General features: G+C 50.7%; 6 protein-coding genes. 4 read left to right on the top strand and 2 right to left on the bottom strand.

Translation table 11 applies throughout. From position 1 onward, the window contains the following. Positions 1–181 precede the first annotated feature (181 nt). From lpdA to J1781_RS02185, 3 genes are all read left to right on the top strand, one after another. Positions 182–1,606, top strand: coding sequence for a dihydrolipoyl dehydrogenase (gene lpdA, locus J1781_RS02195; protein ID WP_013576983.1), 1,425 nt, complete (start codon positions 182–184; stop codon positions 1,604–1,606). A gap of 16 nt (positions 1,607–1,622) precedes the next feature. Next, on the top strand, positions 1,623–2,387 hold the full coding sequence (locus tag J1781_RS02190; protein WP_217218742.1) for a FimD/PapC N-terminal domain-containing protein: 765 nt from the start codon (positions 1,623–1,625) through the stop codon (positions 2,385–2,387). Between the two features lie 69 nt (positions 2,388–2,456). Then, on the top strand, positions 2,457–2,867 hold the full coding sequence (locus tag J1781_RS02185) for a fimbrial protein (protein WP_240782834.1): 411 nt from the start codon (positions 2,457–2,459) through the stop codon (positions 2,865–2,867). Positions 2,868–2,942: 75 nt separating this feature from the next. Here J1781_RS02185 and J1781_RS02180 read toward each other — a convergent pair whose 3' ends face one another. Further along, the gene (locus J1781_RS02180) at positions 2,943–3,458 is read right to left on the bottom strand and encodes a hypothetical protein (protein WP_217218743.1); all 516 of its coding nucleotides are present in this window, start codon (positions 3,456–3,458) and stop codon (positions 2,943–2,945) included. Between the two features lie 15 nt (positions 3,459–3,473). Next, on the bottom strand, positions 3,474–3,800 hold the full coding sequence (locus J1781_RS02175; RefSeq protein ID WP_217156285.1) for a hypothetical protein: 327 nt from the start codon (positions 3,798–3,800) through the stop codon (positions 3,474–3,476). A gap of 654 nt (positions 3,801–4,454) precedes the next feature. Here J1781_RS02175 and acnB point away from each other — a divergent pair. Further along, complete coding sequence (gene acnB, locus J1781_RS02170; protein WP_129953173.1) at positions 4,455–7,052, top strand: bifunctional aconitate hydratase 2/2-methylisocitrate dehydratase; 2,598 nt, start codon at positions 4,455–4,457, stop codon at positions 7,050–7,052. Positions 7,053–7,073: the final 21 nt, after the last annotated feature.

Raw genomic sequence — 7,073 nt, 5'->3', positions numbered from 1 at the left:
CTGATAATCTCTTCATGCTGTTTGGGATTTTCAGGCACTAAGCACAAATCGTATGCCGTTTGTTGTTTCAAATTTGTTAACAATTTTGTAAACTGCGGGCGGATAGAACGACCCGGTGGATGATGGGCGTTGCAACACAAAAATGACGTCAGACCCGCCGGACATAAATTAAGAGGTCATGATGAGTACTGAAATTAAAACTCAGGTCGTGGTACTTGGGGCTGGCCCTGCGGGCTATTCTGCTGCTTTCCGTTGCGCTGATTTAGGTCTTGAAACCGTTCTGGTTGAGCGTTATTCCACGCTCGGTGGCGTGTGCCTGAACGTAGGTTGTATCCCTTCTAAAGCTCTGCTGCATGTCGCGAAAGTGATCTCTGAAGCAAAAGCACTGGCTGAACATGGTATTGTTTTCGGCGAGCCGAAAACGGACATCGATAAAGTCCGCGTCTGGAAAGAAAAAGTTATCAACCAGCTGACCGGCGGTCTGTCCGGTATGGCGAAAGGCCGTAAAGTCAAAGTCGTGAACGGGCTGGGCAAATTTACTGGCGCGAATACTCTGGTTGTTGAAGGCGAAAATGGTCCGACGACCATCACTTTCGACAATGCCATCATTGCGGCGGGTTCCCGTCCAATCAAACTGCCATTCATTCCACATGATGATCCACGTGTCTGGGATTCCACTGATGCCCTGGAGCTGAAAAGCGTCCCTGAGCGTTTGCTGGTGATGGGCGGCGGTATCATCGGTCTGGAAATGGGTACCGTTTACCACGCACTGGGTTCTCAGATTGATGTGGTAGAAATGTTCGATCAGGTGATCCCTGCGGCTGATAAAGACGTCGTGAAAGTCTTCACTAAGAAAATCAGCAAGCAATTCAACCTGATGCTGGAAACCAAAGTGACCGCAGTAGAAGCCAAAGAAGATGGTATCTACGTCACGATGGAAGGTAAAAAAGCCCCGGCAGAACCACAGCGTTACGACGCCGTGCTGGTGGCTATCGGCCGCGTACCTAACGGCAAACTGCTGGAAGCAGGCGCTGCAGGTATCGAAGTGGACGACCGTGGTTTCATCCACGTCGACAAACAAATGCGCACCAACGTGCCACATATCTTTGCTATCGGCGATATCGTCGGTCAGCCAATGCTGGCACACAAAGGTGTTCACGAAGGTCATGTGGCTGCTGAAGTCATTTCCGGCAAGAAACACTACTTTGATCCGAAAGTCATTCCATCCATCGCCTACACTGAGCCGGAAGTTGCCTGGGTTGGCCTGACGGAGAAAGAAGCGAAAGAGAAAGGCATCAGCTACGAAACCGCCACCTTCCCGTGGGCAGCTTCAGGCCGTGCTATCGCGTCCGACTGTGCAGACGGTATGACCAAACTGATCTTCGACAAAGAATCTCACCGTGTTATCGGTGGTGCAATTGTCGGTACCAACGGCGGCGAGCTGCTGGGCGAGATCGGCCTGGCTATCGAAATGGGTTGTGATGCAGAAGATATCGCGCTGACCATCCATGCTCACCCGACGCTGCATGAGTCTGTGGGTCTGGCAGCAGAAATCTACGAAGGCAGCATTACTGACCTGCCAAACCCGAAAGCCAAGAAAAAGTAATCTTTGGCTTTTGCTGATGAACGCCTCTACGGAGGCGTTTTTTTTTGCACTATTCCGCCTGAATGCCGGAGAAGATAACAGCCTGCGGATTATCCGCACCGGCGGCATATTACCCGACGATCGCGAATCCCTGTTCTGGCTGAACATCAAAGCCATTCCCCGCCTGCCTGAAGAATCCCCTGCCGGTTTATTGCAAATCGTGGTGAAGACCCGACTGAAGCTTTTTTATCGCCCCGCGGCGTTGCTCACCCCCGCAGGACAAAGCGCCTGGCGGCAACTGCAATTTTCCCGTGAGGGCGGACAGACGCCGGGTATTTACCGTGTGGATGTGTGGGTCAACGACATGCTGAAAGGGCGGCAGGATGTGACCTTTATTGCCCTGAAGGACCAGACGCTGTCGCCGTTATTCACCCCGGCAGAATGGCAGACCCTGGGGCTGAAAACCGGCAGCATTGCGGCATTACGCGACTGGCCGGCACAGAAACCGGTGGAGGATTTCGCTACCCTGATGTCCGGCATGGTCGTCCATTTTGATTTTTCCCATCAGAAATTACTGATCACCCTTCCTCAGGAATTACTCGACACGCTGGCAAGGGGCGCGGTCAGCCCGGAATTATGGGATGAAGGCGCACCGGCCTTGCTGCTCAACTACAACCTCAGCGGTGCCAGTACCTGGCAAAACACGGGCGGCAGCGACCAGAACCAGTTTCTGGCCCTGTTTTCTGGCAAATTATGGGCGGCCTGTTCTACCGCTCCGGCCATGCCGCAGTCCTGGGATTGAAGTTCAGTTGCGGTGACATCTTCTTTGCCTGTTGGGGCGGATATTCCCGGAAGTCAGCATACTTTCAATGTGAGCGGTACTTGCGGTACGAGTGGCAGCAACGAACTCTCCGGCGACCCGATCATCGCCTGTTACTACGGAAACGGTACAGAAATCGCGGGTTTCCCTGGGGTTTACTCCACCGGCGTCAAGGGGGGCGGTATTGCCCTGACTAACTCCAGTGGGCAACGTGTGGTTGGCGGCGGGGTAAGTTGCGATACGCGCAACACATCGCTGGGTAACCTGGACAGCAGTCTCAACTATCAGATACTGAAAGGCGACACAACGCCTGTAAACCTCGGGCAACAATGGGCAATCACCCCTTCGGCCAGTGAAGGAAACCTGAGTATTCCTTTTTTTGCCCGCTACTATCTCAACGGGCAAACACTCAGCAGCGGTAGTGCGAATGGCACGGCGACGTTTACGATGATTTATTACTGAAAAAGGTCGCCTTTGCAGACGACCTGAAGTGAGGTTTGTTCTGATAAAAAATCCGATATGTACGATGGCGTCGGCCTATTTATCATCAAAATCATACTGCGGGCTGCTTTGAAATGAGGGGTAGGATCGGAGGTTTTTATTTTTTAAGCGTGCTTCAAGCTCCGTTCTGGTTTTTAAAGGAAAGCTTTCATATTCTCTTTCTAACCTTATATTTCCGGCAGGTAAAAGGTCAAAGATATCATTATGAAGTGTTTTTATTTGTTGGCTGTAGACGCTGACTTCTGTAAGTGCAGCGTAGTAGTCAAATGCCCTGATCATAAACTGATGATGTTCATCCCGGGCGCATTGATCGATTTGGGCTGTGCCAAGGTATAAAACGGCTATGCTTACCGTTCGTTTATCAAAACCCTTGATATCCGCAGAAGTAATAAACGGCAGGGATTTCATTTCTGTCAAACATTCCTCTAGTTTAGTGTTGAGGTTCTTGTAGGCTAAAAGGTACTTATCACGGCTATATTCGATGTCTTCATTGATATGCGCAAAGCAAGGGGATGCCATCGTGAGCATCAACATCAGGAGGATTTTTTTCATACTGAACGTTCCTTGTTATTTAAACGCTTTTTCCATGCACTTCCAGAAATCATGTTCTGTGCCATGCGTTGTCGAAAATATCAGTTGCCTGTTTATTGAAAGGTAAATTTGGTTTTTTGCGTACTGGTCAAATGCTTCGGCTGAATGAAAGAAACTGATAAAGTCTGTTTGGTTTATATAATAACTGCTTGCTAATGCTCCGTTTTTAACAAAAATAGAATACATAACGCCCGATGTGAGCAAGTATCTTCCTAAATTATACAGTTCAAATTGTTTCCTGATAACTTGAATAGTTTTCCGGCTTTCATTTCCAAATGCCACATTACCATTGCATCCCATCATTTCAATACTCCTTAACTTTCATACTAAATATCAATAGTTAAACTACCATCATAAATTTTTTGCATTAAATAAACTGTAACTTTCTTTCTGAGTAATCAGTAATAAATCAATATTCAAAAACATATAGCGAAGTTATTTTTCCGAGCAATAAGTATTTCCTGCCAATGTTGTGTTTTGCGATCCGAAGATAAGTTCGGCAGTTATAAGATTGCTTTTCACTCACTTTCTGTTCAGGAAGCACTTATCTGCCAGCACATCGAAGAGACAAATCGACCGTCCTTTTGGGCGGTTTTTTGGTGTCTTTTTTCTGCATTTACTGCCATTTATTCCCTTGTATGATCAGGGTTGTTGTGATGATCTGGAGGGCGAATCGGGATGAACAGCCGATCCGTCTGTGCTCAACGATTCAGCAAAGATTTAATGTTGCTTTTATGTGAACGAATTAACAAGCGGGCAAAATCCTGCTATGCTGCCCAGGCGCTAAAGGGCACTGTGCTCAGGTTCAGGACGTATAGTTTCAGAACAAGAAACCCTCTTACCCGCAGTGTCCCCGATTCATCAGACCGCTTGAATTCCCCTGTCCCTACAGGCATGACGCGATGCTGATGATGGAAGCCAGGCATAATAAATGACAATGAGAGCGAGGAGAAAGTCGTGCTAGAAGAATACCGTAAGCACGTAGCCGAGCGTGCTGCAGAGGGCATCGTCCCTAAGCCACTTGATGCTTCACAGATGGCAGCGTTGGTTGAGTCCCTGAAGAATCCGCCGCAAGGCGAAGAAGACACTCTGTTAGACCTGCTGATTAACCGTGTTCCACCGGGCGTCGACGAAGCCGCCTATGTTAAAGCCGGGTTCCTGGCCGCCGTCGCCAAAGGCGAAACTACCTCTCCGTTGGTCACTCCTGAAAAAGCTGTTGAACTGCTGGGCACCATGCAGGGCGGTTACAACATTCACCCGCTGATCGACGCACTGGATAACGACACGCTGGCACCTATTGCCGCGAAAGCGCTGTCCCACACGTTGCTGATGTTTGATAACTTCTACGATGTGGAAGAAAAAGCACACGCGGGCAACGAACACGCGAAAAAAATCCTTCAGTCGTGGGCGGATGCCGAATGGTATCTGTCGCGCCCGCAACTGGCCGAAAAAATCACCGTCACCGTGTTTAAAGTGACCGGCGAAACCAATACCGATGATTTGTCACCTGCTCCGGATGCCTGGTCCCGTCCAGATATTCCTCTGCATGCGCTGGCAATGCTGAAAAATGAACGTGAAGGCATCCATCCGGATCAACCGGGCAGCGTCGGTCCGATCAAACAAATCGAAGAACTGAACAAAAAAGGCTTCCCGCTGGCTTACGTGGGTGACGTTGTCGGTACCGGTTCTTCGCGTAAATCAGCGACCAACTCCGTGCTGTGGTTCATGGGTGATGACATTCCTCATGTGCCAAACAAACGCGGCGGCGGTGTGGTGCTCGGCGGCAAAATCGCGCCAATTTTCTTCAACACCATGGAAGATGCCGGTGCCTTACCGATCGAAGTGGACGTGTCTAACCTGAACATGGGCGATGTTATCGACATCTATCCGTATAAAGGTGAAGTGCGTCATCACGAAACCGACGAAGTGCTCGCCACTTTCGAACTGAAAACCGACGTACTGCTCGACGAAGTGCGTGCAGGCGGTCGTATTCCATTGATCATCGGCCGTGGTTTAACCACCAAAGCCCGTGAATCGCTGAAATTACCGCAGAGCGAAGTGTTCCGCATTGCGAAACCTGTCGCTGCAAGCAACAAAGGCTTTTCGCTGGCACAGAAAATGGTGGGCCGCGCCTGTGGCGTTGCCGGTGTTCGTCCGAACGAATATTGCGAACCCAAAATGACATCGGTGGGTTCTCAGGACACTACCGGTCCGATGACCCGCGATGAACTGAAAGACCTGGCGTGTCTGGGCTTCTCCGCCGATCTGGTGATGCAGTCATTCTGTCATACCGCGGCGTATCCTAAGCCGGTTGACGTGACCACCCATCACACGCTGCCTGATTTCATCATGAACCGTGGCGGTGTTTCACTGCGCCCGGGCGATGGCATTATTCACTCCTGGCTGAACCGCATGCTGCTGCCTGATACAGTTGGCACCGGCGGTGACTCCCATACCCGTTTCCCGATTGGGATTTCTTTCCCGGCGGGTTCCGGTCTGGTGGCCTTTGCGGCAGCGACCGGCGTGATGCCTCTTGATATGCCGGAATCCGTTCTGGTGCGTTTCAAGGGCAAAATGCAACCGGGCATCACCCTGCGTGATCTGGTGCATGCGATCCCTTACTACGCGATTAAAGAAGGCCATCTGACCGTTGAGAAGAAAGGTAAGAAAAACCTCTTCTCTGGCCGTATTCTGGAAATCGAAGGCTTGCCGGAACTGAAAGTAGAACAGGCATTTGAACTGGCGGATGCGTCTGCAGAGCGTTCAGCGGCAGGTTGTACGATCAAACTGGATCAGGCACCGATCAAAGAATACCTCAGCTCTAACATTGTGCTGCTGAAGTGGATGATCTCTGAAGGTTACGGCGATCGTCGTACCATCGAGCGTCGTATCAAAGGCATGGAAGAGTGGCTGGCGAATCCTACCCTGCTCGAAGCGGATGCGGATGCCGAATACGCGGCTGTGATCGAAATCGATCTGGCGGACATCAAAGAGCCAATCCTTTGTGCGCCGAACGATCCGGATGATGCGCGTCTGCTGTCTTCCGTACAGAACAGCAAAATCGATGAAGTCTTTATCGGTTCGTGCATGACTAACATTGGTCACTTCCGTGCGGCCGGTAAACTGCTCGACAGCCATAAAGGCGCGTTACCAACCCGTCTGTGGGTTGCACCACCGACTAAAATGGATGCGGCACAGCTGACTGAAGAGGGCTATTACAGCGTCTTTGGTAAGAGCGGTGCGCGTGTAGAAATTCCGGGCTGTTCACTGTGCATGGGTAACCAGGCGCGTGTGGCTGACGGTTCTACCGTGGTTTCCACGTCAACGCGTAACTTCCCGAACCGTCTGGGCAATGGCGCTAACGTCTATCTGGCCTCAGCGGAACTGGCCGCGGTGGCGTCCCTGCTGGGTCGCCTGCCAACACCGGAAGAATATCTCGGTTATATGGCAGAAGTGGATAAGACTGCGGTGGATACCTACCGTTATCTGAACTTCGACAAACTGAGCGAATATACGGATAAAGCTGACGGTGTGATCTTCCAAACCGCAGTCTAAATCGCTATATTTGCGCCAGTG

The sequence above is a fragment of the Rahnella perminowiae genome (assembly GCF_019049695.1).
In the GTDB taxonomy this organism is placed as follows: Bacteria; Pseudomonadota; Gammaproteobacteria; order Enterobacterales; family Enterobacteriaceae; genus Rahnella; species Rahnella perminowiae.
The sequence above is the reverse complement of the archived record's forward strand: the minus strand, read 5'-3'. Positions and strand labels throughout refer to the sequence as shown.